The organism is Streptomyces sp. SID12501, assembly GCF_010550245.1.
Classification (GTDB): Bacteria; Actinomycetota; Actinomycetes; order Streptomycetales; family Streptomycetaceae; genus Streptomyces.
On record NZ_JAAGLU010000890.1, the window covers coordinates 1 to 408 of the forward strand.

Consider the following 408-nt stretch of genomic DNA (forward strand, 5'->3'; position numbering starts at 1 on the left):
ACAGACCCCAGCGGCCTGCGTAGCGAGGAGTGCGGAACCCTTTACAACTGCGGTTCCAAAGGCACGATCACGTTCAACAACACTAAGGAGATTGAATACCGACACGATAGCGGCGCCAAACTCGCCCGAACCCACCACGTCGACAGCAACCGTGGACGAAGCATCGCCCCAACTAAGAGGTGGGTATCCAACAAGGGAAACAACAGCGGCTCAAGCGTTCTGCTCAGTAACCGCAACAACCGCCCAGCGAAGCCGCCGGCACCCGCGCCGAAGAAGCCTGACTATTCAACGTCCATTTTCGCCGACCAGATCTTCTACGGAGCAATCAGCAGCGTCGTCCACGCCTCATCCCTCTTCGGATGGCCATTCGACGCAGACTGCCGGGGTGATGGAGGACCCGGCACGCCC

General features: G+C 59.6%; 1 protein-coding gene. It reads left to right on the forward strand.

Annotated features, from left to right (window positions below; translation table 11 throughout):
* Positions 1-408: hypothetical protein (locus G3I71_RS50715; RefSeq protein ID WP_203733240.1), on the forward strand; the 408-nt coding region annotated here is incomplete at both ends.